The organism is Lysinibacillus sp. EB106-09-02-XG168, from assembly GCF_058791475.1.
Genome location: NZ_JBYTDN010000003.1, coordinates 526016 through 551022, shown reverse-complemented (window position 1 = coordinate 551022; position 25007 = coordinate 526016). Strand labels below are relative to the sequence as shown.

Annotated in this window: 20 protein-coding genes, 1 pseudogene and 1 riboswitch; of the genes and pseudogenes, 4 read left to right on the top strand and 17 right to left on the bottom strand. The window is 38.0% G+C overall.

Annotated features, from left to right (window positions below):
- Window positions 1-137: 137 nt before the first annotated feature.
- From AC3WSO_RS03675 to AC3WSO_RS03600, 16 genes are all read right to left on the bottom strand, one after another.
- On the bottom strand, window positions 138-2360 hold the full coding sequence (locus AC3WSO_RS03675; RefSeq protein WP_492528816.1) for a heterodisulfide reductase-related iron-sulfur binding cluster: 2223 nt from the start codon (window positions 2358-2360) through the stop codon (window positions 138-140).
- A gap of 503 nt (window positions 2361-2863) precedes the next feature.
- Entirely contained in the window at window positions 2864-3427 is a 564-nt protein-coding gene (locus AC3WSO_RS03670) for a cob(I)yrinic acid a,c-diamide adenosyltransferase (RefSeq protein ID WP_079559371.1), read from the bottom strand.
- Window positions 3428-3597: 170 nt separating this feature from the next.
- Entirely contained in the window at window positions 3598-5073 is a 1476-nt protein-coding gene (locus AC3WSO_RS03665) for an adenosylcobinamide amidohydrolase (RefSeq protein WP_492528814.1), read from the bottom strand.
- Window positions 5070-6071, bottom strand: a complete 1002-nt coding sequence (locus AC3WSO_RS03660) for a FecCD family ABC transporter permease (protein WP_492528812.1) — start codon at window positions 6069-6071, stop codon at window positions 5070-5072. The genes AC3WSO_RS03665 and AC3WSO_RS03660 overlap by 4 nt, the downstream gene beginning before the upstream one ends.
- Window positions 6068-7033, bottom strand: a complete 966-nt coding sequence (locus tag AC3WSO_RS03655; protein WP_492528810.1) for an ABC transporter substrate-binding protein — start codon at window positions 7031-7033, stop codon at window positions 6068-6070. Before AC3WSO_RS03655 ends, AC3WSO_RS03660 begins: the two co-directional genes overlap by 4 nt.
- Window positions 7034-7323: 290 nt before the next feature.
- Window positions 7324-7506, bottom strand: a riboswitch (cobalamin riboswitch).
- A 164-nt stretch (window positions 7507-7670) separates the two neighbouring features.
- Window positions 7671-9338, bottom strand: a complete 1668-nt coding sequence (locus AC3WSO_RS03650) for an acyl-CoA dehydrogenase family protein (protein WP_492528808.1) — start codon at window positions 9336-9338, stop codon at window positions 7671-7673.
- 1 nt (window position 9339) lies between these two features.
- On the bottom strand, window positions 9340-10842 hold the full coding sequence (locus AC3WSO_RS03645) for a class I adenylate-forming enzyme family protein (RefSeq protein WP_492528806.1): 1503 nt from the start codon (window positions 10840-10842) through the stop codon (window positions 9340-9342).
- Window positions 10835-11224, bottom strand: a complete 390-nt coding sequence (locus tag AC3WSO_RS03640) for a MerR family transcriptional regulator (protein ID WP_492528804.1) — start codon at window positions 11222-11224, stop codon at window positions 10835-10837. The genes AC3WSO_RS03645 and AC3WSO_RS03640 overlap by 8 nt, the downstream gene beginning before the upstream one ends.
- Window positions 11225-11555: 331 nt before the next feature.
- Window positions 11556-13223: an arginine--tRNA ligase gene (argS, locus tag AC3WSO_RS03635; protein ID WP_492528802.1), complete on the bottom strand. Its 1668-nt coding sequence runs from the start codon at window positions 13221-13223 to the stop codon at window positions 11556-11558.
- Entirely contained in the window at window positions 13223-13654 is a 432-nt protein-coding gene (locus AC3WSO_RS03630) for a YwiB family protein (protein ID WP_492528800.1), read from the bottom strand. The genes argS and AC3WSO_RS03630 overlap by 1 nt, the downstream gene beginning before the upstream one ends.
- Window positions 13655-14035: 381 nt before the next feature.
- Window positions 14036-15178 carry an agmatine deiminase family protein gene (locus tag AC3WSO_RS03625; protein ID WP_492528799.1) on the bottom strand — a complete coding sequence of 381 codons (1143 nt, stop codon included), beginning with the start codon at window positions 15176-15178 and terminating at the stop codon, window positions 14036-14038.
- A gap of 77 nt (window positions 15179-15255) precedes the next feature.
- Window positions 15256-16083, bottom strand: a complete 828-nt coding sequence (locus AC3WSO_RS03620) for a MerR family transcriptional regulator (protein ID WP_492528797.1) — start codon at window positions 16081-16083, stop codon at window positions 15256-15258.
- Window positions 16084-16378: 295 nt separating this feature from the next.
- Window positions 16379-17137, bottom strand: coding sequence for a CPBP family intramembrane glutamic endopeptidase (locus AC3WSO_RS03615; RefSeq protein ID WP_492528795.1), 759 nt, complete (start codon window positions 17135-17137; stop codon window positions 16379-16381).
- Window positions 17138-17704 carry a TetR/AcrR family transcriptional regulator gene (locus AC3WSO_RS03610; protein WP_492528793.1) on the bottom strand — a complete coding sequence of 189 codons (567 nt, stop codon included), beginning with the start codon at window positions 17702-17704 and terminating at the stop codon, window positions 17138-17140. It lies immediately after the preceding gene.
- Between the two features lie 254 nt (window positions 17705-17958).
- Window positions 17959-18153 (bottom strand): hypothetical protein, encoded by a 195-nt coding sequence (locus AC3WSO_RS03605; protein ID WP_492528791.1) that lies wholly within the window; start codon window positions 18151-18153, stop codon window positions 17959-17961.
- 138 nt (window positions 18154-18291) lie between these two features.
- Window positions 18292-18675 (bottom strand): winged helix-turn-helix transcriptional regulator, encoded by a 384-nt coding sequence (locus AC3WSO_RS03600; protein ID WP_492528789.1) that lies wholly within the window; start codon window positions 18673-18675, stop codon window positions 18292-18294.
- A gap of 165 nt (window positions 18676-18840) precedes the next feature.
- Between AC3WSO_RS03600 and AC3WSO_RS03595 the strand changes: the two genes are divergently transcribed.
- The 3 genes and pseudogenes from AC3WSO_RS03595 to AC3WSO_RS03585 all read left to right on the top strand — a co-directional run.
- The gene (locus tag AC3WSO_RS03595; protein WP_492528787.1) at window positions 18841-19557 is read left to right on the top strand and encodes a 3-ketoacyl-ACP reductase; all 717 of its coding nucleotides are present in this window, start codon (window positions 18841-18843) and stop codon (window positions 19555-19557) included.
- A 382-nt stretch (window positions 19558-19939) separates the two neighbouring features.
- On the top strand, window positions 19940-21055 hold the full coding sequence (locus tag AC3WSO_RS03590; RefSeq protein WP_492528785.1) for a hypothetical protein: 1116 nt from the start codon (window positions 19940-19942) through the stop codon (window positions 21053-21055).
- Window positions 21056-21238: 183 nt separating this feature from the next.
- Window positions 21239-21394 (top strand): annotated as a pseudogene (locus tag AC3WSO_RS03585) (tyrosine-type recombinase/integrase); the annotation flags it as partial.
- Between the two features lie 70 nt (window positions 21395-21464).
- Here the strand turns inward: AC3WSO_RS03585 and speB are convergent.
- Complete coding sequence (gene speB / locus AC3WSO_RS03580; RefSeq protein ID WP_197139608.1) at window positions 21465-22337, bottom strand: agmatinase; 873 nt, start codon at window positions 22335-22337, stop codon at window positions 21465-21467.
- A gap of 404 nt (window positions 22338-22741) precedes the next feature.
- Here speB and AC3WSO_RS03575 point away from each other — a divergent pair, with 404 nt between their 5' ends.
- Complete coding sequence (locus AC3WSO_RS03575; protein ID WP_492528783.1) at window positions 22742-24799, top strand: transglycosylase domain-containing protein; 2058 nt, start codon at window positions 22742-22744, stop codon at window positions 24797-24799.
- Window positions 24800-25007: the final 208 nt, after the last annotated feature.

Genomic DNA, 25007 nt, shown 5'->3' with positions numbered 1-25007 from the left:
TCTTTCAGCGAGTGTTCAAATACCCGCTGAAAGAAGTTATAGTTAACTCCCATTTCCATTTAATCTTATTCTACAAAACAATTATTTATTGTGCAATTTATATTTTTCAGATAACTAAAATATTTCTGCAATAATCATCATTTTTCTGCGCTAGTCTCCGCTTTCTCGTTTTGTTCGACACTGTCCACAGAAGCTACTACTTCTTCAACCATTACATCCGCTACTTCTTCAACAGACTCTTCGACAGCTTTCACTTTTTCACCAAATACTGAACGCTCCAATAGTTCTGCAACATCGAATGTACCGATTGTATCCTCAACCTCTTTTGCCTTCGTACCATCCTCAAGCATCGTTAAGCAGTAAGGACATCCAGAAGAAATAACTGAAGCGTTCGTTGCTAAAGCTTGCTCAGTTCTTGCTACGTTAATTCGGTTACCGACATGCTCTTCCATCCACATTAAGCCTCCACCTGCACCACAGCACATTGCTTCCTCACGATTACGCTCCATTTCCACAAGCTTAATACCTGGAATACCTCGTAAAATCTCACGTGGTGCATCATAAACATCGTTATAACGACCTAAATAACAAGAATCGTGGAACACAATCGTTTCATGAACCTCGTAATTTAACGCTAGACGATTTTCATCAATCAATTGATTCAATAGTTCAGTATGGTGGTAGACCTCGCCCTTCCAGCCAAAGTCTTGGTATTCATTTTTAAAGATATTGTAAGCATGAGGGTCAATCGTAACGATTTTCTTCACGTCGTTTTTCTCAAATTCATCAATATTCGCTGTCGCCAGCTCTTGGAATAAAAACTCATTTCCTAAACGACGAGGAGTGTCCCCAGAGTTTTTCTCTTTATTTCCTAAAATCGCAAACTTCACGCCTGCCTCGTTTAATAGACGACAGAATGCTAAGGCAATTTTTTGTGAGCGGTTATCAAACGCACCCATTGAGCCTACCCAGAATAAATACTCCATTTCTTCGCCTGATTTTTTCAGCTCTTTCACTGTTGGAATATGAATTGTTGGATCTAGGTCACGCCAATTTTCTTTTTCTTTACGGTTTAAGCCCCAAGGATTGCCTTGACGTTCGATATTTGTCATCGCGCGTTGTGCATCAGGATTTACTTTTCCTTCAGTCATTGTTAAGTAACGACGTAAATCAATAATTTTATCGACATGCTCATTCATAACAGGACATTGATCTTCACAGTTTCGGCAAGTTGTACATGCCCAAATCTCTTCTTCTGTAATGACTTCTCCGATTAAAGAAGGGCTGTAGATATCTTCAATAACTGCCCCATCAGCACCAGCTGCCATCGCTAACTGATTCCCCTTTGTTTTAGCAAAGAATTGATAAGGTACCCAAGGCTTTTGCTTTGTCTCAACAGCACCTGTAAATGTTAAATGATCACGTAGCTTCACGATTAAATCCATCGGTGATAGCATTTTCCCTGTCCCTGACGCTGGACACATATTCGTACAGCGTCCGCACTCTACACAAGAATATAAATCTAGCATTTGTTTTTGTGTGAAGTCTTGAATACGTCCAACACCAATTGCTGGAATATCCTCTTCATCTTCAGCATTTTCTAATGCTTCAAAATCGATTGGTGTTAAAGTACCTGTACGATCTAAACGGTTCATGTACACATTGATCGGACTCACAATTAAGTGGAAGTGCTTCGACTGTGGTACATACACTAAGAATGTTAATAGAATTAATAAGTGCGCCCACCACATTACATAGAAAACAACTGCCGCTGCTGATGCTGGTAAGAAGCTAAAAATAGCAGCAATGCCAGAAGCAACTGGCTCTGTATAAGTTAGTTCTTCACCATGCCAAATTAGTCCCATACCATTTGCAAGCAATGTGGATACCATTAACCCGCCAATGAATATTAAAACAAGCCCATTTTTCCAGCCTCGTTTTAGCCGTACTAGCTTTTCTACATAACGACGGTAAAATGCCCACACAACCGCCACTAAAATCATTAATACTACAAGCTCTTGGAAGAATGTAAACACACTATAGAAAATGCCAAGCGGCAAATGTGATCCAGGTGCTAACCCCTTCCAAATTAAATCAATGGCACCTAGCTGCACCATCAAAAATCCATAGAAGAACATAACGTGAATTAAACCACTCTTCGGATCTTTTAATAGCTTATTTTGGCCAAGTACATTGACCATAAGATAACGAATTCGTTCTTGAACACTTTCATCAAACTCAACCTTTTTCCCCAATTGCACAAACTTATAGCGTGTTTTTAACAGATAGAAAAATAACCCTACTGCATAAAGCACAACCACGACTGTTAGAACAATGTTTGCAATTACTAATGGACTCATGGTTGGTCCCCCCTTTAGTTTGTCGTAAGTTTCTCTCTTTGTAGTGAATTTGCTAGTTCAATCATTATATTCCTATTCTAATAAATGAGTGAGCATTCAGTCAACATAAAACGGAAATATTTCTGATAATTTTATATTCTTACATTTTACAAGAAGAAAAGCCACCCTGAATTTCCAATACAGGCCAATAACCACTAAAGAGATTTATTCATTTATATTATAAATCTGTCTTTTAATTGTATTCAGATACCAAAAAAGCCGATTTGCATCATGTTTTTTGATGACAAATCGGCTTTTTTAGCGCGCTAGATTTCAAAGTAGTTATTTTATTTCAACGTGATGCCTTTAGCCTTTCGTTCCTCTCCTCGCGGTCTCAAGTCGCCCTTAGTTGATAAAAACTGAAATTATTCCGATAAAAGTTAAAATTGTTCCGATAAAATGAGATTTTGTTCCGATAAATCTTCAAGTACTCATCGAAATCCAATAACCACAACTTTAGGTAGTTATTTTTTAAACACATTGCCGCTTCGAATATATTCAATATCCGCAACATTCAATCGGAAATTCACAACACGTGCAACTGCAAATAAATAATCAGATAGACGGTTTAAATATTTTTGTACAATTGTCGGTACATCTTCGATTTCCTTCATAAGCGTTACCATTTGACGCTCTGCTCGACGTGCTACTGTGCGAGCAATGTGTAAAGTTGCAGCTGCTGGTGCACCGCCTGGTAGTATAAAACGTTGTAACGGTGGTGCTTCATCTGACAATGCATCAATACGCGATTCCAACACTTCAATCGGCTGCTCTGTAAGCTTATAATGACGCTCCTTCATAACATTAGCAAGGTCTCCGCCTGCATCAAAAAGCTCATGCTGAATCGTTTCTAAATCAATTAGAATATCCTTGAATAGCTCACGATCTAGTTCACTAATAGCCTTACCAATAAAAGAATTTAATTCATCGATGGCCCCATATGTCTCTACGCGTAAGCTGTCTTTGTCAACGCGTCCACCGATAAGACTTGTTTTCCCTGTATCGCCTGTTTTCGTGTAAAGCTTCATTTCTCTCATCTCCTAGAATTGTTTTTTACCAATTTCGCCTTGGCGTAATTGTTGTTGTCGCTACGTTAGCACTACGCTTTCGCACAGATAAACAATGCGTCCGGATTTTGAATTGTGCCCACACAATTCATACCCTTGAAAATCCGTGTCATCCGTCGGCGGCATTATCTTCATTCAGCAGGTGTATCTGCTGAATGAAGATAATTTTTTATTGCCTGCACAGTCGTTTCAAAAACACCTCTACCGATGATCTTACCTACATCAGTAATGGGACCGCCGTACAGCATTTCTTCCCCTTTTTGTGTCGCTGCAATCAATAAACTATCTGTAGCTGTACCTGTTGCAATCGTACCACTAAGCTCATCACGAATATTTTCTGATTGCAATGCCTTTGTTTTCGCCTCATTAGCTGTCATCATTGCTTGGAAAAACGCTTCTTCTGATAAACAACCATTCACGATGACCCACGTATTTATAGTACCAATATATGGTCCATCTTGTCTTTCATGTGCACGAGATACATCAACAGCATTACCAACCCCAGCCGTAACAGCTACAAGAACGCTACCAAAAGAAGCTTGAAATTCATTAATAGCTACAAGATTTGTTGGGACAGCTGTTAACATGACGACTGTACTTGTAGATGAAAAGTGCTCCTTTTGTAAAAATTCGGCGACCTCTCTCTTTACATCATTAATCACATAATCTATTGGTACAGAGCGATTTAACAGACAATCATACCAGCCAATACCCGGGTTATGTACAGCTGAGGACACCGTTTTTAAAGGAAACTCTGATCGAAGCTTAATGTAATGATCTGTAACAGAGAAATTTTCTTTTTTAATGACAGCACGTTGCTGATGTTCAACGGAGGCTGGCATCATTGTAATTTGAGGCTTTGGAATTTCTGGATGTGCATAAGTTGCCACTCGAGCATGATAGACATCTTCGATTTGCGAAGCGACTAATACTTCATGCGGCGCCCCAAATGCCCGCATCCGCCCTTCCTCCATTAGTAATAATTCATCACAGTAAAGAGAAGCTAAATTCATATCATGCAGTACCATAATAACGGTCAAACCACATTCTATTGCTTCCTTTCGTACCATATCTAAGATTTGACGTTGATGCGCAATATCTAGATGGTTGGTCGGCTCATCTAGTAGCAATATCTCCGCTGTTTGTGCAAGAGCTTGGGCGACAAAAACCCTCTGCTGTTCACCGCCCGACAAAAATTCCATCGGTGTCTGTTCATAGCGTTTTACACCTGTTTGCAGCATTGCATGTTGCACTGCTTGTTCATCACGATCAGACCAGCTTGAAAAGAAGCCTGTTTGATGTGGATAACGTCCAAGCGATACAGCCTCCCTTACACTGTTTGAAAAGGCATTAGCATGTAATTGTGGCAGCACTGCCATCTTCTTTGCTAATGCACGAGCAGTATAAGAGCTACTGTTTTTACCATCTACTACTACAGTGCCTGCAGTTGCTGGTAGTATGCCACTTATTACTTTTAACAGTGTGGATTTCCCACTACCATTCGGCCCTAAAATCCCTAGTATTTTACCTTTTTCAATGGAAAAACTTATATCGTGGACGATCGGTACGTCTTCATACCCCCCGGAAAGATGTTCAACAACAATCATGCCCGTACCCCCTTGCCTCTACGTTGTTTATAAAAAATATAGGAAAAAACGGGCGCCCCAATAAATGCAGTAATGACACCTATCGGCAGCTCTCTTGGCATAATAATTGTTCTTGCTATTAAATCACAAATAATTAGCAAAGTTGCCCCATTTAAAAACGATAATGGCAATAAATGACGATGATCTGAACCCCAAACCATTCTCGTCATATGAGGAACAACTAAACCAACAAAGCCAATCGTTCCAGAAACAGCTACCGCTGCTCCTGTCAACATGGATCCACCTACTAAAATAATATATTTACTACGCTTAACATTGACACCTAAATGCTTCGCACGTTCTTCACCATATAACAGAACATTTAACTCACGTCTTTGTGTCCAAAGCATAATAGAGCCAATAATGACAAACGGAATGATCATCTGAACGTAAGGCCAACCACGCATCGACACTGAACCGAGCAACCATCCGATTACTTGGCGTAGCTCCTCACCAGATAATGCTATCATTAATGAAATCAAGGAACCTAAAAATGAACTAAATATTACCCCTGTTAAAATAAGAGTTTCCATTTTTAGTGAACGGTCTACTATTCTAGCAAAGCCCATAACAGCAAACATTGTTAATATGGCCCCTATCATACTAAAGACTGGCAATGTAAAATGACCGATTACAGGTATTGAGACACTAAAGAAAATCGTCATCACCGCGCCCACCGATGCACCTGAGGAAACACCTAACGTATAAGGATCAGCCAAAGGATTTTTTAATAGGCCTTGAAAAGCTGCCCCTGCAATAGCAAGTGATGCCCCTACAAGCCCTGCTAGCATCACTCGAGGTAAACGAATCTTCCATAAAATATTGGCAGCTGTTTCATCGGCCGCCTTATTCCACAATACTTCTAATGGAGTATGAACTGAGCCTATCGATACACCACACCAGATGCTAATGATTAAAAGTGTAATTGCTGTTACATAGGCTACAATTGTTTTACTCATTTAAATGCCTCTGGGTAAACAGCCTTTGCTATTTCCTCAAAACCATCAGCTAATCGTGGACCTTGACGACTTGTCGTACTTTCATCCACTTGTACAATAGCTTTATTTTTTACGGCAGTTATTGTCTCAAAGCCTGGACGTTGTGGAATTTTCGTTAAAATATTCGGTACATAATTATATGCCACAACAATGACATCTGGATTTTTCGCAATAATTTGTTCAGCTTCAATTGGATACCAGTCATTTACATCTGCTGCCACATTTTCGGCATGAATCATTTCTAGCATTTCATTCATAAATGTACCTCTACCAGCTGTATAAATCTGTGGCTCATCAGACGATTCTACAAAAACTTTCTTTGGCTCAACACCCTTAAGTTTTGTTTCAATTTCTTCAACTTTAGCCTTCATATTTGCGACTATTTTTTTAGCCTCTTCTAGTTTTCCCGTTGCACGACCAAGCTGTTCAATCGTCGTGTAAGTCTCATTAAAGTTTTTGGCATCCGCTACAACAAATACTTTCACACCTGCAGCCTCAAGCTGTTCAATTGCTCCTTTTAAATTCCCCATACCCGATGCATGAGCAAAAACGATATCTGGCGTTAACGCAATAATTTGTTCAATATTAAAATCTATACCGCCAACCTTATCTCTTTTAGTAGCCTCTGCTGGATAATCGTCATTATCTGATACACCCACTATTTCATCATTTAAGCCAAGACCAAATAAAATTTCAGTGTTACTTGGAATGAGAGAAACTATTTTTTCAGGAGGTGCTTCTAGCGTAATATCTTTGCCAATAGCATCCGTTATCGTCATTGGAAATATTGCTTGATCTACTTTAGCTGTCTCTTGCTGCTCAGCAGATGACGGCTTGTCATTTGTCGTCTCTTTTGTGTTGCATGCTGCAAGCAAGCCAACAGCTAAAAATGCTGATAATCCTATTTTCCAAAATTTCTTCATGTGAATCCCCCTTAGTCTATCTGTGCATAAAGTATTTAACGACTTGTTTTTCTGATTGATCGATACATTTTAGGTTTTTATCGTTTAAGGTAGTGCAGGTGTCGCTCAACGTTGGGTTTATCTTTCAATGTTGTGTGGTTATTGCCCAACTTTGTGGGGTTATCGCCCACTTTTCCAAATTTATCGATATTCAGCTTACAAAACAAATACCCCTCATCATAAAAAAATGAGGGGGTCAAATTTGCACAATATACATATACAAAATCCACCATCCTATCCTCGTAGGCTACAACGTGTTTTCTATAAAGGCAGGTCTCCTGGCTCGTGCTTCATACGCTTTTTCAAGCCTTCCCGAAATTTTCAGTGGCGCAGATTGAAAAAACTCACACATACAGTGGCGGGACCGCATCGGAATTACACCGATTTCCCTTTTCACTTTACTTAAGTAAAGAACCTTTATAATATTCAGTTGATTGTATTATACATGAAAATTAAAGAAGTCGCCTCCATTCGAGACGACTCTTCATCAAATCAATTAGCTCGGCATAATTGCCGCGGTCGCACAGATAAATCGTCACAGGACGTGGCGTTCTTAGACTGGGTTCCTCTATTTTGTCTGGACACCCGCTGAAAAAAGTTAAACTATATCTGAAAAATACTGTACCGTTTTCATCGGTGCACCCATTTCTCGTAATGCCCATGTGTTCTCTAAATAAATATCTGCTAACTTCTCATATTTGCCGCCGAATCTTTGTGCCCATTCAACTGCTACAACACTTTCATATAAATGTGCCATCTGCTCTGCGACCTTTTTTGCCTCAAATGTTTTTGTTGCATCATCTAAACGGCTAAATGTTTGCAAAGTTGAATCTAGTTTTGCTAATTGCCCTACTACAATTTCAACTAATGGACTATCAGTTAGTTTTTCTAGACGTTCCTCCATAACACGAACAAACATTTCGTGCACATGAAACTTATCAACTAAGCGAATGAGCTCTAAAGCTAAAATATTCGCAGTCCCCTCCCACACGGTAAGGACCTGTGCATCTCTTAATAACCGTGGTGTAACAAAATCTTCAATATAGCCGTTTCCGCCATGTAATTCAATGGCTTCACTCGCATAATGTACAGCTTGCTCCGCCGTTTCTTTTTTCATGATTGCAATATACAAGCGGTTCAAAATGATGTCCTCTTTATTCCCCTGTCCACTAGTTACTTTATCGTACAGCTGAATAAGATCAAAAACCGTAGCAACTTCTACATGTAGCTTGGCAGCGAATTTCCCTAGTGTATCCTGAATCATAGGATATTGCGTTAAAGGTTTACCAAATGCATGGCGATTTGTCACATAGTGCTTCGCCTCTAAATAGCCGCGGCGCATAATGCCGATAGAAGCAACTGCATTGCAAATTCTTGATAAATTTAGCGCCTCCAACATATAGTAAATCCCTTTATTCGGATCACCAACAACATATGCTAGTGCCCCATCAAATTCCACCTCACCAGAAGGCACTGCTCTAACACCAAGTTTATCCTTTAAACGCCGAACGCGCAGGTTATTAACTGTGCCATCATCATTTCTCCATGGAACTGCAAACAATGTTAAACCCTTTGAGCCTGCCCGAGCCCCTTCCATACGTGCCAATACCATAGTTACTCCACACATTCCTGCGTTTGATGCAAAATATTTCTCACCATATAAACGATACTGCTTGCCATCCTGCCTTGCCTCTACAACATTCGCTCCGACATCAGAGCCACCTTGGCGCTCCGTTAAAAATGTAGCCCCCTCATAGAGCTCTGTCTCTCCAGTTGCACAAACATGTGGTAAAAAACGCTCCTTCACCTCATCACTCGCATAATGATCAAGTAAATAAGCAGTTGCCATCGTTAACGTAACAGGACAGTAAAAGCCTGGTTCAGCATGTGAAAGTATATAGCCTTGAGCAAAGCTATACACATAGTTGCCCTTTCTACCTATTTGCGGAATATCCTTATGCACATAACCAACAATGCCAGTATTGTACGTCTCTTCAATTGTTTTTTTATAGCCGTCATTGACCCAAATCTCTGACACTTCTTCACCATAGGCATTATACCTTTGTAATCGAGGTTCACCCTCTCTATCCGTATGTTTGGCTCTCACATCAATATCTCCGGCACAAAGCTCACCGAAATCTGTTAGCTCACGTGTTGCATATTCCGCAAACTCTTTATCTAGCATCATTTCTAAAACGTTTTGAAGTGTATCATTCTCTTTAAAAAAGTTCGTTGTTTTCATTTCTTCCTGCTGTAAAACCTTCATGCTATCTCACCTCTTGTCCTTTCAAAGTTTGTTTTAGTATTTTGCCTGATGCATTTCGTGGTAGAGCTTCCACACATTCAAACATGCGTGGAATTTTATATTTTGCAAGATGCTCCTCCAAATAAACTTTAAGTCCATCCTCGTCAACTTCTGTTTTAGCAGCATAAACAGCCTTCACCGTTTCTCCCCACTCCGGATGTGGCACACCTATTACAGCAACTTCAAATATTCCCTCATAACTCAACATACGATCTTCAATTTCTTTCGGATAAATATTCACACCACCTGAAAAAATGACATCCTTTTTACGATCAACAATCCAAATATAGCCATCCTCATCTAAGCGAGCTAAGTCACCTGTTTTTAGCCAGCCGTCTATAAATGCAGCCTTTGTTGCGATATCATCCTTGTAATAGCCCAGCATATTGCTCTCACCTAACAACACAATTTCTCCTACTTCACCAACACTGACATCTACTCCATTATCGTCGATAATACGCAACTCTGCTCCAAGTGGTGCGCGTCGTCCAACGCTCCCCGCCTTCGTTGCATGCTCTTCACCAAGCAATATTGATCCGTTTGGCCCAGCCTCTGTTAAGCCATAGACACAAGTTAAATTTTCTGTTTTAAAAGCTTTTTGTAAATGACGGACTTCGTTTTGTGATAACGGTGCACCACCATATGCCCACCATTTCATCGGTGATAAATCAGCTGTTTGCAATCTTGGCAGTTGGGCAGTTAACAAATATGCGACAGGTGCTCCAAAGAAATGCGTTGTCCGCTCCTGCTCTATTGAATCAATAAATAAATCAGGTGTAAACGTTGGTGTTAACACGTTTGTTGATCCTACAAGTACCCCGGCCATTAAAAATAAATGTAATGGAGCTGAATGCGTTAACGGCATCATAAGAAGAATCCGGCTTTCTGGCTTTACTTCCATTTCCACTGCAATCATTTGCGCTACAGATAAAATATTGCGATAGCTAAACAACACACCCTTTGGTTTTCCCGTTGTACCCGATGTATATAAAATCGTTGAGACATCATCTTCATTCAACTGGCAGTCAATTGTTTGAGTGCTTGCATGTTCAATAAGTGTTTCATAGTTTAGCCATCCAGCCTGTTCTTGACCTGTTTTGATTTTTAAAGGAACTACCGTGATGTTATCAACTGCTGCAAAAATTGCCTCATGCACTAAAATAGCTTTAGCATCAGCATGCCGAACAACATACTCGACCTCCTGCAACGTAAATTTTGCATTTACCGGTACGACAATAGCCCCGATGCGCTGAATAGCAAAATAGCTAACAACAAACTCTACAACATTTGGCATAAAAATAATTACATTATCGCCTTGCCGCACACCCTGCTCTACTAAAGCATGACTAAAACGTGTCACTTGCTCATCTAAATCACGATAAGTTACTCGTCTGCCCTGACAAACAACCGCTTCACTCATAGGGTACTTTCGCGCATTACGTGCTAACAAATTCGAACTATTCATCAAGCATCTCTCCCTTTAAAGTCGCTAATTTTTCTGTAAATATGCCTTGTAACTGCCGTATCTCCTTTTTCATCTGTACAAGTTCTGCAATTTTGCCATCAATCTCTTCAATTTTTTGTTCCCCATACTCGACCGTACGCTCCAACTGCTGAATGCCCGTGCGATCATAATCAAAAAGCAATACCATCTCCTTAATCTCCTCAAGTGAAAAACCGTACCGCTTTCCTCGGAAAATAAGCTTAAGCTTCGCTAATTCTTTTTTTGAAAAGGTTCGTTGATTAGTAGCTGATCGATTGGGATGAAGCAGCCCCAGCTCCTCATAATAACGAATTGTCCGTGTTGAAACATTAAACTGCTTAGCCACTTCTTGAATCGTCTTCAACACCATCTCCCCTTTCCCATTTTTCATCAGTATATCATTGACGCTAACGTAAACTTCAACAAAATATCTGAATTTTACAGCAAATTATAGTTTTAGAGAGATTAATCTGATTATTCCAGGGATATTATCTGGGACTTTGACGGTTCTATCCATGACTTTTGGGGTTCTATCCACGACTTTTGGTGTTCTATCCGTCGCCCCGGCTGCTCTTTCCGCCTCCCCGGAATTTCCCCTCACCCCAGCCACTCTTTCCGTCACTTCAACTGCTCTTGCTACCTAAAACAAAAAAGCCCCCGGCACATGATCGTGCCGGGGGCTGGAAAAACGATTATTACATTTTTTCTGGTGCTGATACGCCGATTAAGCGTAGTGCGTTGGCAATTGTTGTACGTACAGCAGTAATAAGGGCTAAGCGAGCTTCTGTTAGCTCTTTATTTGAAGCATCTAACACTTTTTCAGCGTTATAGAAGCTGTGGAATGCAGCTGCTGTTTCTTGAATATAGTTGGCGATGCGGTGTGGTGTACGATGCTTCGCAGCATCTGCTACCATTTTCGGGAAGTCGCCCACTTTTTTCAGTAAATCAATTTCTTTTTCAGCAGTTAGCAGGCTTAAATGATCTGTTGTTGCAGCAAAGCCTTGCTCATTTGCTGAGCGTAAAATTGAAGAAATACGTGCATGCGCATATTGTGCGTAATACACTGGGTTTTCATTTGATTGAGATACGGCAAGGTCAAGATCAAAGTCCATGTGAGAATCGCCTGCAGTTTTCACGAAGAAATAACGAACTGCATCTAAGCCAACTTCTTCTACAAGCTCACGCATTGTAACAGCGTTCCCTGTACGTTTAGACATTTTGAATTTCTCACCGTTTTTATAAAGTTGAACCATTTGGATGATTTCTACTTCAAGTGTATCACGGTCGTAACCAAGCGCCTGAATAGCAGCTTTCATACGTGGGATATAACCGTGGTGATCAGCGCCCCAAATATTAATTAATTTATCGAAGCCGCGTACAATTTTATCCTCATGGTATGCAATATCAGGAGTTAAATATGTGAAAGAGCCATCATTTTTAATTAACACACGGTCTTTATCGTCCCCAAATGTTGTTGAACGGAACCAAGTAGCACCATCTTCTTCAAATACATGGCCATTCGTTTTCAGTTTATCTAAAGCTACTTCGATTTTGCCGTTTTCGTAAAGTGATGTTTCTGAATACCACTCATCAAAGTTTACACGGAAGTTTGCAAGATCTGTTTTTAACTTGGCTAATTCTAACGATAAACCATGTTGACGGAAGAATGCAAAACGCTCTTCTTCAGATTTTGATAAAATTGCATCGCCATGCTCGCCTGCTAGTTTACCAGCGATTTCAATAATATCTGGACCGTGGTAGCCATCCTCTGGCATCTCAGCATCCAATCCTAAAGCTTGCTTATAACGAGCTTCAAGTGAATACGCTAAGTTATTAATTTGATTACCCGCATCGTTAATGTAGTACTCACGAGATACTGCGTAACCTGCCATATCTAATACATTACATAATGAATCCCCTACAGAAGCTCCACGTGCATGACCTAAATGAAGATCTCCTGTTGGATTTGCAGATACGAATTCAACTTGAATTTTTTCTCCTGCGCCAGCATTTGAACGGCCATAATCAACACCTTGCTCAAGCACTGCTTTTACTACACCTGTTAGGAAATCTTTACGCACAGTAATATTCATGAATCCAGGGCCAGCAATATCGATTTTTTCAATATCTGTACCTGCTGTGTCTAGGTTTTCTAAAATTGCTTCTGCAATAGCACGAGGTGGTTTTTTTGCTAACTTCGTTAATTGCATTGCAATGTTTGTTGCATAATCACCATTCGCTTTATCCTTTGGTGTTTCTAGGTGAATATTTAACTCTGTGCCAGCTTCGACTAAGCCAGCTTTTTCAACAGCTTGCGCAATCGCTACTTTAATGGCTTGTTGTACTTGTTCTACTGCGTTCATCATTGTACCTCCGTAAATGTAATGTCTAATGTATAATTGCCAACGGGTTGCCCACCCATTAGTAAATCGTACTGTACATAGAAATCTCCGCTTACTGCCTGCTTTGTAAACGTCATTTCTTTCGTGTCTATGACGAGTGGCATTGAACCTAATTCACTTTCATAATGACCCATTTGTTGTTCTATTATGTTAAGTGGTAGTCGCATTTTTACTGCTCCTGTACGCATAATTAATGCCTGTTCATTGCCTAGCTTCATAGTTGTGCGGATGGTTTTATCCTCCTGCACCTCTTCATATTTCAAATATATGCTTCCTGCTTTTTCAAGTAGCTGCCCTGTCAGCAACATTTCATACCCTTCAGATTCCCCATCAATCGGGCGAATCGTAGAAATGAGCTTAATGTTCACCTGCGATCTTACTTCGTTCGCCATTATGGACGCTCCCTTTTAATGTTTTTACTATAACCTTTTTATTATATATTAGGAATGACGCAAAATACAACATGCAGGTGTTAAGAAGTCTGTTAAATCAGCATTTTTGATATTTTTCTTGGTCTTCATTTTAATGGAAAATACATAATTTTGGGGGTAATAAACGGTGAGTGGGTTAAGCTTAATGCTGCAATCTTTTCTGTTTTTTGTGACACTAAGAATAATAAAAAAAAGAAAAAGCCTTATAAAATCAAGACTTCTTTCCTTTTTTAAATCATCTTAAGTATTCTCTTTAACTTGCGCTTTCATTAGAAACAATTCTTATTTAGTTAATCCAACAATGATGGTAGCATTATGTTAAGACTAGGTGTAAAAACTCTATTACTTTAAATCGACTGGTTGTTGTTGTGTAACACAATGAATCATACCACCATCTTTATAAAGCTCCCTTACATCAATACCGATTACCTTACGATCAGGGTATAGTTTTTGGATTATATCGTTTGCTATTTTGTCATTAGGATCATTGTAATTCGGAACTAACACAACTGTATTCCCAATATAATAATTTACATATGAACCTTTATACTTCAAATTCTTTCCGTTATCTAAAACTACATTATTTTTACTGATTGGTAAATACACATACTGATATGGCTTATCGGAAGAATTCTTTGCATGCATTAATGTTTTAATATCCTTATTGGAGAGACCCCATTCTTCTAAATCATCTTTTTTCATTGTAATGATTGTAGATTTGTCGTGGAATTTTGCAAAACCATCAATATGAAAATCTGTAATATCTAGGTTTGATACACCATCTAACCAAATAAAGTTACTAGCACCAAGATTCTCTTCCACATACTCCTCAATTTCTGATTCTGTTAGTTTAGGATTTCGATTTTTATTAATAACAGCGCTACGTGTTGATAAAAAAGTACCATTACCATCCAGTTCAAATGCTCCGCCTTCGAGTACCACACTATTTAGATTTATTCGTTCCATACCTAACTGCTTACTAAGAACACTTGGTATTAAAGCATCTTTTTTATATGGTGTTTTCTTACCCCACCCATTAAATCCCCAATCCATGAGTTTCATATTGTTATCTTTATCGTATACAAATATTGGTGCTGTATCTCTTGCCCATACATCGTCAGTAGGAACAATATAAAAATCGATTTTATCCATATTTAGACCTTCATCATACAGAAGGTCATAAATATAATTCTTTTCATATTCATCATATGCGATAATATGGACATTCTCTCCTTCGCTAAGGGCAGCCGTCATCTCAATCCAAATTGGTTCAATCTTTTCTACATAGCCTTTACCATATGTAAAGGAATGTGGCCATTGTAACCACGTACCTTCATGTTCGCTGCTTTCATCTGGCATTGTATACTTACCTACGTATTGTTTTTTCACGAATTCGCTTCCCTCTACTTTACTTGGATTACACCCTCCCATAATGAACCCAGCCGTTAATACAGCCCCTGCGCAAAATACAATAAATTTTTTCATAACCAAGATCTCCTTATGTTTTTATAGTTTTCTCTTGGAAGTAGAATAAGGTTTGACATAGTGTGAAGGTCAAGCAATTATTGTATTGGCTTTTTGCAGACGGGAAAGCTAATTTGCGTCACATACTCTTCTTCATGACAGTCACATTCTGAACCTTTCAAGTAAGTTTCATACGGTAGACCATCCATGCTGTAGCCATTGCTTTCTGCCCACTCTTCAAGCGCCATGTGTGCGTATCCGATATAGTCATAACTTCCAAAATGCAAAGTAGTAGCAACAATATTTTCGGGAAGTTTTTTTATTTGCCATTCTCCTGATATTTTTTCGTCATTTCTACGAATGATTGGAATTATTAATTCAATATCACATTGTTCAGGGGTAAACTCTTCATCAAAAAAAATAGTTGAGGGAACACTAAGTAACTGAATATTACTTTCTTTTGCCTTATCGTAAAGGGAATCAATATATCTGTCCATGTCATCAATTTTAATTTGCAATCTTTGACTTACGACACTGATCTCGTTTCTTATTCCAAGCGATATATCATATGATGTTCTTACTCCTTGTAATAAATCCACTTTCTTTTCAATCAATTCTTGCATCTCTGAAATAATCTGTCTATTTCGACTCATTTCGTTTGAAATTTCATCTATTTTCGTGTGTATCATGTCGATAAACATTGCACTGTCTGATGATTGGAGGATCGTTCTAATTTCAGGTAGGGAAAATCTATATTCTTTTAGTTTCTTGATTCGTAATGCCGTTTCTAATTGACTCTGGTCATAATATCTGTAACCGTTTGTTGTATCTACAAGTACTGGTTTCAAAAGTTCTTCCTTGTCATAATGTCGTAACATGCGCGCACTCATTTTGCAAAGCTGCGAAAATCTGCTGATCGTGTACATATTTCTCCCTTACTTATTGTAATTATATTTTCAGATAAAATCGGTAGAGAATGCCTGAAGCTTATAATATCAATAGCTTCTCGCAAAAAGCAAGAATGCCTAAGTAAGTGCATAATACTTCAAACTAGGTTATTACCAATTACGCAAGGTTTGTAAACAGTCCTGTACTAAAGGATGAAGATTTTTTTGGGATTAAAACTAATTACTGAAGCTTTGACATAAGCTTGTTAACGAGACTAGACAAAAAAAGCATCCACCCAAATTTAATGAGTAGATGCTTTTTTGCTTGTCGAGTTTAAACATAGCTTTCAGGATTTTTTAAACCCATAACAGCCTTTTTAGGAAATAAAGCTTTCCAGAAATAAATCGCAAGACCAATTAACACTATACAATGAAAGACATAAATAGAAACAGCAAGGACATTCGGCTCACTATCAGTCAAGAAAGCTATAAAATCGTGCATAGCATGCCAGACAATTGGGAAAACAATACTTTTTGTCTTTGCAACAATTTCAGCACAAACTAACCCAAAGAGGAATGCAAAAGTTATTTGTAGTATTGTCATTAATAAATCAGCACCGGTAGCTAAATTTGCAAGATGTCCAACACCAAACAAAATAGAGGAGCCTATAATAGCCGTTTTAAGCCCTTTTGCCGATAAATATTTAAAAATTAGGCCTCGGAAAATAAACTCTTCACAAAGACCCACAGCAATAACAAATAGAAGCAAAATAAGTACATATTGCGCAGAAAACCCCTCTTGATCTGTAATACCATTAAAGAATGCAACCAGCTCAAAAATAACGATAACAACCATCCAAGTTTCTGCTTTAAACTTTCTAAATCCAAAATCTTTGAAAGAGAATTTACTTTTTTTCATGATCCAAAGAGTAACTAGAACACCACCTGCAGTGGCTATGAATTGGATCAAAAATATAGCGCTTAAGCTACTTATTTTTTTCACCGTAATAATTGCACCAGCTATGGTAGGAAAAATAAGGGCAAGCAAAGTAAATAGTATCGATAAAAAAATAGGTGAATTTTTTATTCTCATTTATTTTTCTCCCTTTATTAATTTTAGTTTAACGCCTTCAAAAACATCTTTTAAAATACATTCAATTTCCGAGCCATCTAAATCGCAAGTGTTCGTCGCACACATTGTCGCAATACCATGAGCAGTTAACCATATATCTATAAATAGAGATCTAGCTGAGGTTTGAGTTAATCCTGTTAATTTAGAAATTAATGCTATAATACCTTGATTTTCTACGTCATTTATTAAATCTGAAAAGCTCGAGATTTTATACTTGTTAGATAAGAATAACAGCTCAAAGAACTTTTTTTCTTCGCGAGCAAAATTAATATAAGCTAACCCCATTCCTAAAAAAGATCTTTCTTGTAAGCCCTGAAACATTCTTTCGTTGTATAGATTGCTAGCCCTTTCATATATTGCATACTTCAAATCGTCCATACTCGAGAATAATCGAAATATAGGCTTCGTCGAACAACCTAACTCTTTTGCTAAATCTCTTGCATTAACACTATCAATCCCACTCTTCCTAGCCATTTCAAAAGCACAATCCATTAAAATTTCCTCTGTAAACCGCTCTTTTGGTGCCAAAAAAATTTGCCCCCTCTCAATAGGTAACATACGTTACCTATAATGTAACAGTATTTTCCTACCAATGTCAACAAGGTACTCAAAAATTTCCAAATAAAAAAAGCTCACTTTGTAAATGAGCCTTGTTTTCCCAAGAAAGTCCGTAAACCCCCAGTAACTATGGATGCCTGGAATGAAAAAGCAAGTGGGGCTAAAAGCAAGCTCACTACACTTCCCTACTTTTAGCCCCACATTTGTTCTATTAACGTAATTCTTTATTCCAAATTTAGCAAATCAGAAATTATTTCTGCACTTCCTGGTGAAAACATAAATATTGAGAATGAAATACATAATAATCCTACAAATACAATACTAATTTTCATTATTAACAAAGATTGCTTTTTCATAAATAGCCCTTTAAATACGAAAAACAGCCCTACAAATAAGATTAAGAAATACCAAACTCCCATAAGCTCACCCCTTTTACAAAAAGACGATAAAAGTTACGGAAAGTTCTACCATCCCAATCGGCTTGTGTATAGAAATAAAGTACCCATCTATCAGCTATAATAAAATTGTTTAAAAAAGCACCGATAATTTAAATTATCCTAAATGACCCCATTATTGCTTTCTTGTTTAATTTGATCAATTCTATTTTTTCCCCATTCATACATCATTTCAACGATTGGTAATAACGTCATCCCAAGTTCAGTCATTGAATACTCGACTTTCGGAGGAACTTCTGGAAACACTTCTCGATGAACAATCCCATCTTCCATCAGTTCCCGTAATTGGTTTGATAATATTTTATGAGATATTTTCGGAAAAAGTCTTTGAAGCTCACTAAAGCGATGCGGTCCTTCCACACCTAAATGCCATAAAATAACAACTTTCCATTTCCCACTAATAATCGATAAGGTAAGTTCCTTTTCACAATGATAATCGTTATTTACTATTCTCTCTTTTATCTCTTCTCTTAATTTATCTGACATAGAGCTAACTCCCTTTTCCTATAAGTAACTTTTAGTAACCTCCGCACCAAAAAGTGCACTCTTCACAATGTATAAAATCGTAGTAAAATGAGGATAGTCTTAAAGACAAATCTTAATCTATTTTTTCGTCTAAATAAAACGATCTTATCTAAAGGAGAGAAAAACATGCAAGCAATCGCAGGTAAAGTGGCGTTAATTACAGGTGCAGGACGTGGAATTGGACGCGCAACAGCAGTAGCTTTTGCGCAAGAAGGTATTCACGTAGGTCTTGTTGGGCGTACGCTTGAAAATTTACAACAAGTAGCAGAGGAACTTAAACAGTATGATGTGAAGGTAGCCATCGCTGTGGCAAATGTAGCGGATTTAGACTCTATTACTACAGCCGTTGAATCTATTCGTGGTGAGCTTGGTGCCATCGATATTTTAGTAAACAATGCCGGAATTTCAAAATTCGGTAGCTTCATGGACTTAAAGCCTGAAGAATGGACAAATATTATCGATGTCAACGTAAAAGGTGTGTATTACACAACACGTGCTGTATTACCAGAGATGATTGAGCGCAATACAGGCGATATCATTAATATCTCCTCAACAGCTGGTCAAAAAGGTGCACCAATTACAAGTGCATACTCGGCTTCAAAAGCTGCCGTTATCGGACTAAGTGAGTCATTAATGCTTGAAGTACGTAAGAAAAATATTCGCGTTACAACATTAACACCAAGTACAGTTGCTACAGATATGGCTGTTGAACTAAACTTAACAGACGGCAATCCAGAAAAAGTGATGCAAGCAGAAGATTTAGCAGATTTAATGGTTGCACAACTAAAACTTCATCCACGTGTTGTCTTAAAACACGCAGGACTTTGGTCGACGAATCCTTAATAGAATTCTTTGAAAGATCAAGGCGCTATCCGATGTATTTTGGATGGCGCCTTTCTTTTTTAACAATATGCTCTTATGAGATACATACAGCTTATGGCTACTTTCTCTAGGAATTGAATGAGTGTGGGCACCATTCTGATTACACTTTACTAGTACCTTCTTCCTTAAGTTCTAACTCTCATTCGTTTAATGTTTGTTTCTTTGTTCGTTGTCGATTTAACAGCAATCCCCCAAATGTTCGGTAGTCAAAAGGAAAAAGTTTAAGTATTGATCTATACCTTCCAACTATTTATAAATTTTTTTAACTTTAACTAACTTTTTTCAATTGGTAATACGTCCAACAATTAGTAAGTATCCCATTTAAACAAAAGGAGAAATAATTGTGAAAAAAACAACTAAAAAATCTTGGATGATTGTATCAGCACTAACAATAGGAATGGCTGTCTTCACACCACATCAAGCTGAGGCAACAACAGCAAAAACAACAAACGAAATAACTGTTAAAGCTGAACAACAAATTAAAGGAACGATTAAAAGCGTTTACGGAGATAGCATCACAATTAAAGGGAAAGACGGCAAAAACTATTATATCGGAATTCAGAAATTTTCAGATAAGCAATTAGAAAAAATGAACTTAGTAGAAGGTCAGGAAATCTCTGTAGAAGGCAGCTTAGTACATGATTATTCAGACTTCTATACGTTTGACGTATATAAAAAAAGCTTACCTAAAGAAATAACAAAAGAAGACCTAGCAAAATTAGAAAAGTTGTTTAATCAAACGAAGAAGTTAGAAAAAGAAGAGAAATATGATGAAGTAGAAAAAGTAAATCTTGAAATGGATAAAATCACAAAGCCGTATATTTTAGCTAGCTGGGTACCTGTATCCTTCGAAGAGTTCATTGAAGAGTATGGATTTAGTGAAAAGAATATAGTTATTAAAAAAAATGATAAAAAACAATTGAAAGATATCTATCAACAGTGGATAAAACTAGAGAAATCTGGTAAAGAGGAAAAAGCACAAGAAAAATTTGATGAATTCCAGAAGGTTCTTCTACCTTACTTAGATGCTCTAAATCCACCGTTAACATTTGAAGAATACATCTCAGATTTGGAATTAGATATTCCGTCTGAAGCCATGCCAAAACTAAAAACTTTATACAATGCTGCTAAAAAAGCTGATAAAGATAAAAATGATCAATTATCTGAAAAGCTATGGGGTGAATTTGATGAAATGATTAATCCTTATTTTAAGCCACTTAGCTTTGAAGATTACTTGTCTGGCATTGATTTCGATATCAATGCAAATGATCAAAAACAATTAAAAAAGCTTTATGAAGAAGCAACAGCTCTTGATAAAAAAGGTGACTATGAAAAATCTAATGAAAAATGGGCTTCTATCGATAAAATTTTAGATCCATATTATGAAGCAAATAAAGAGATTCTTGTCTCTGCATCTAAAGTAACGTTAAACGGTAAAGTTTATCGTTCAATACATTAAAATATATTTAGGGGTTATCCCAAAAGTCATTAAACAATGATTTAGGGATTAACCCCTTTTCATCACCTTATAGAACCGTCCTAGACACTCATTGTGTATTCTCTCGCCATAATTCTGTTGTCGGTCAATTTTATTGTAAATCAACAAAAGAACCTGTGATATATTACTTTTTCAAAGCAAATTCATGGATTACGGCATACACATGCTACGATTCTTATGAATAATGGTATCCCTTTAAAAGTCATTGCCGAACGATTAGGAAATCCTCCTGAAATGATCCATACAGTTTATGGCCACATTTTCCAGGATACGGAAGCGCTGTATTTATTCAGAGTTTAAAGGAAAATGGGGCTAGCTCATAGCTAACCCCCACTTAAATCGCTTTTTATCAACATTTACTAAGCTCTACTTATTTTACCCAGCCTAAAATCATTTCTCTCAGCAATTTACTAGCTGTATTCGCTGTCATTTCTGATGTATCGTAGATTGGTGCTACCTCAACTAGGTCAAAGCCCACTACATTGACGTTACTTGCTGCAATCGCATGAATTGATGCTAGTAATTCTTTGGATGTAATGCCACCGCAATCTACTGTTCCTGTACCTGGTGCATGTGCTGGATCAAGTACATCTATATCAATCGTAACGTAAACATTGCGACCCGCTAAAGACGGTAATACCTCTTTTAATGGCTCTAACACTTCGAATTTTGAAATGTGCATGCCATTTTCCTTCGCCCATTCGAATTCTTCTTTCATACCTGAACGAATACCAAATGAATATACATTTTTCGGTCCGATATGTTCAGCAATTTTGCGAATAGGTGTTGAGTGTGAAAGAGGCTCCCCTTCATATTCTACACGTAAGTCTGTATGTGCATCGAAGTGGATAATTGCTAGGTCATCATATTTTGCTGATACAGCTTTCATTACAGGCCACGATACTAAATGTTCGCCACCCATACCGACAGGGATTTTACCATCCGCTAAAAGCGTCTCGATATATTTTTCAATTTCATCTAACGAGCGCTGTGCGTTCCCGAATGGTAACGGAATATCACCCGCATCAAAATACTTCACTTCTTCTAATTCACGGTCTAAATATGGGCTGTATTCTTCTAGACCAATGGATACTTCACGAATACGCTGTGGGCCAAAACGTGAGCCTGGACGGTAACTAACTGTCCAGTCCATTGGCATACCATAAATGACCGCCTGAGCATCCTCATATGTAGGATGACTTTTTATAAAAACATTTCCTGAATAAGCTTCATCAAATCTCATTAATAGACCTCCACTTTTAGAAATTAATCTTATTTCATTCATTTTCATCAGTTCATTACTGAATTGATTTCCGCTTCGATTGGGGGTGTCCAATCTCCCCTCCAATCATTTTTCCACATGAAATCTGTTTTATAACTTTTGATAATGAACCTCTATTAAGGGCTTACAGGAATGTAATGAAACCTCTATCCCTGTATCCTCGTATACATTATTGGAACGTCTAGCAGAATTCGATTAAAATCTACAATGTGCTACTCTTTTGTCGAATGCTAGCATTTCAAACAGTACAAAAAAAGTATAGATGTTTTTGAATAAAGTGCAATAGTTTTTACCAATAATTTCGATTAAATATGAATGTTCAAACACATACTATACGCAAGTGTGAGAAAACGAGGTGAAGTCGGATGAAGAGAAAAAGCTATCAACGTAAGCAAAAACGTTCAAAGCGTACACGTAAAGCACTTACCTATTTCGTTGCCTTTACATCCGCAATTGTAGTAGCATTTATAGCTTTACGCGTCTATGTTCAAGTGGCTGGTGCCCCGCCTTTAACCGTACCTAAAGCCTCTATTTTCTTAGATGAAAATGAGAACCAAATTGGGGATCACTTTGCGAATGAACGACGTTACTGGGTTAGTCTTGATGAGATGTCTCCCTACTTAAAGCAAGCAGTAGTGGCTGTTGAGGATAAAGATTTTTATAAGCATGGCGGTTTGGATTTTTCTCGTATCGCTGGTGCAATATTAGTTGATATTAAGGCTGGAAGTAAGGTTCAAGGAGCAAGTACAATTACACAACAATATGCTCGGAATCTATATCTTTCACATGAGAAATCGTGGACACGAAAATTAAATGAAGCACTGTATGCTTATAGATTAGAAGTTTTTTATGATAAAGATGAAATACTAGAAGGTTACTTAAATACTGTTTACTACGGCCACGGTATGTACGGTGTAGAAGCAGCAAGCCGATTTTATTATGGAAAGTCTGCAAAAGATTTAACACTTGCGGAAGCAGCAATGTTAACCGGAGTTCCAAAAGGGCCAAGTATATACTCACCTATTGCTAATTTAGAGAAGGCAACTAATCGCCAACACGTTATTTTAAAATTGATGACCGATCAAGGTGCTATTACGCAAGATGAAAGAACACGTGCAGAAAGTGAAAAGCTTGTCTTAAAGAATGATAGCTGGGTAGCCACAAAATCTGTAGCACCATTTTTCCTTGACGTAGCATGGCAAGAGGCTAGTGAAATTTTGAAATCAAAAAATCTCGACATCAGTGAGGGTGGCTGGACTATCCAAACAACGATTAATCTAGAACATCAAAAGGCAGCTGAAGAAGCTGTAGCTAAACATATGCCTGCTGATGATCTTCAAACTGCTTTTGTTAGTATGAAATCCAATACAGGCTCCGTTACAGCATTAGTCGGAGGTCGAGACTATGCTGCAAGTTCTTTTAACAGAGTTACACAGGCAAAACGTCAGCCAGGCTCGACCATTAAACCTATTTTATATGCGGCAGCTTTAGAGAATGGTTATACACCATTAACATTTTTAGATGTAGGTGAGACAACTTTCACTTATGATCATGGAAGGGCCACATATTCACCTAAAAATGTTAACGGTCAATTTGCAAACCATGATATGACGATGGCACAAGCTATCGCTATTTCTGATAATATTTACGCTGTTAAAACTTTAGAAGAGATTGGCTTTAAGCCATTTCACGAAATGGCTGATCGCTTCGACGTGACTATTGGTAAGAAGGACAATTTATCCATGGCACTTGGAACGACAGAAACAACATTATATGAAATGACGAATGCTTATAATATTTTAGCATCGCAAGGTAAAAAAACTACGCCTACTACTATTGTTTCTATTAAAAACGCTAACGGCGATACTATCTACGAAAATAAAGAAGTTAGTAAAGAAGCTGAAACAGTTCTCTCAAAAGAAAATACGTATATTTTAACAGAGATGATGACAGGTATTTTCGATCCAGTCTTTAGTGATTATTCTCCCGCTACAGGGATTAGCATTCGCTCTCGTATGACGCATACGTATGCAGCAAAATCTGGTTCTACTAATAGCGATCAGTGGCTGATTGGATTTACACCTAGCTTAACAGCCGGTGTATGGAACGGCTATGATCAAGGAAAAAATCTAACGGAAAAAGAAGATACTGCTGCTACTAAGCAAATTTGGATCGACTTTATGGAGACTGTCAATAAAGGAACAAAGAACGAGGATTTCAAAAAACCGAAAGGCGTTAAAGGTGCGGTCATCGATATTGAATCAGGTAAATTAGCGACAAATGCCTGCCCTCAACAACGTCTCATCTATATGGATGCTAAAGATGTACCAACTGAAAAATGTTCTTCAAACTTTGATATTCTCGATACCGATACGTGGGGAGAGTTTTGGAATATGCTCCCATTCAACATTTTTAAAAATTAACGAATCATGCGGAACCTTTATCAGCAATAAGCGTTTTATTAGCGAAGGCTCTCGACAAAGTAACAGACATATACGAAAAAGAAAAGCTTCCTCTTCCCCGGAGCTGTGTCCGTGGGAACAGAAAGCTTTTCTTATTTATGGTTCGCGAAGTAGATGAGAATCATGGGGCATTTGGCTTGGGTTTGGGTTGTTCAAATGCCGCATAGCG

Bases quoted from the DNA above. Each gene is read 5' to 3' on its own strand.
- AC3WSO_RS03675 (WP_492528816.1), bottom strand. From the start codon at position 2,360: ATGAGTCCATTAGTAATTGCAAACATTGTTCTAACAGTCGTGGTTGTG.
- AC3WSO_RS03670 (WP_079559371.1), bottom strand. From the start codon at position 3,427: ATGAAGCTTTACACGAAAACAGGCGATACAGGGAAAACAAGTCTTATC.
- AC3WSO_RS03665 (WP_492528814.1), bottom strand. From the start codon at position 5,073: ATGATTGTTGTTGAACATCTTTCCGGGGGGTATGAAGACGTACCGATC.
- AC3WSO_RS03660 (WP_492528812.1), bottom strand. From the start codon at position 6,071: ATGAGTAAAACAATTGTAGCCTATGTAACAGCAATTACACTTTTAATC.
- AC3WSO_RS03655 (WP_492528810.1), bottom strand. From the start codon at position 7,033: ATGAAGAAATTTTGGAAAATAGGATTATCAGCATTTTTAGCTGTTGGC.
- AC3WSO_RS03650 (WP_492528808.1), bottom strand. From the start codon at position 9,338: ATGAAGGTTTTACAGCAGGAAGAAATGAAAACAACGAACTTTTTTAAA.
- AC3WSO_RS03645 (WP_492528806.1), bottom strand. From the start codon at position 10,842: ATGAATAGTTCGAATTTGTTAGCACGTAATGCGCGAAAGTACCCTATG.
- argS (WP_492528802.1), bottom strand. From the start codon at position 13,223: ATGAACGCAGTAGAACAAGTACAACAAGCCATTAAAGTAGCGATTGCG.
- AC3WSO_RS03630 (WP_492528800.1), bottom strand. From the start codon at position 13,654: ATGGCGAACGAAGTAAGATCGCAGGTGAACATTAAGCTCATTTCTACG.
- AC3WSO_RS03625 (WP_492528799.1), bottom strand. From the start codon at position 15,178: ATGAAAAAATTTATTGTATTTTGCGCAGGGGCTGTATTAACGGCTGGG.
- AC3WSO_RS03620 (WP_492528797.1), bottom strand. From the start codon at position 16,083: ATGTACACGATCAGCAGATTTTCGCAGCTTTGCAAAATGAGTGCGCGC.
- AC3WSO_RS03615 (WP_492528795.1), bottom strand. From the start codon at position 17,137: ATGAGAATAAAAAATTCACCTATTTTTTTATCGATACTATTTACTTTG.
- AC3WSO_RS03605 (WP_492528791.1), bottom strand. From the start codon at position 18,153: ATGGGAGTTTGGTATTTCTTAATCTTATTTGTAGGGCTGTTTTTCGTA.
- AC3WSO_RS03600 (WP_492528789.1), bottom strand. From the start codon at position 18,675: ATGTCAGATAAATTAAGAGAAGAGATAAAAGAGAGAATAGTAAATAAC.
- AC3WSO_RS03595 (WP_492528787.1), top strand. From the start codon at position 18,841: ATGCAAGCAATCGCAGGTAAAGTGGCGTTAATTACAGGTGCAGGACGT.
- speB (WP_197139608.1), bottom strand. From the start codon at position 22,337: ATGAGATTTGATGAAGCTTATTCAGGAAATGTTTTTATAAAAAGTCAT.
- AC3WSO_RS03575 (WP_492528783.1), top strand. From the start codon at position 22,742: ATGAAGAGAAAAAGCTATCAACGTAAGCAAAAACGTTCAAAGCGTACA.